This window comes from Bartonella queenslandensis AUST/NH15, from assembly GCF_000312585.1.
Taxonomy (GTDB): Bacteria; Pseudomonadota; Alphaproteobacteria; order Rhizobiales; family Rhizobiaceae; genus Bartonella; species Bartonella queenslandensis_A.
The window spans coordinates 1-260 of sequence record NZ_HE998260.1; the positions used below are offsets into that span (position 1 = coordinate 1).

At 38.1% G+C, this 260-nt stretch carries 1 pseudogene; it reads left to right on the forward strand.

What is annotated here, in order from left to right:
• Positions 1-260: pseudogene (locus BN338_RS10130) on the forward strand (hypothetical protein); the annotation flags it as partial.

A 260-nucleotide genomic window follows, 5' to 3' on the forward strand; every position in this document is an offset into this window, starting at 1 on the left:
AAAGTAGCGGCAGGGGAAGAAGATACCGATGCAGTAAATTATAAACAGCTGAAAGATGTAAAGCAAATTGCAGAAAATGGCTGGAAGCTTTCTATTGAAGATGGGGATGCTACAGATGTTAAATCCGGAAGTACAGTCAATCTTGTTGCGGCTGCGAGTGAAGATGGAAGCAAGAATATCAAAATTGAAAAAGACAACAATAATAAAGTCACATTTTCTTTGAATGATAATCTTAAGTTGACGAGTGTCACGACAGGCAA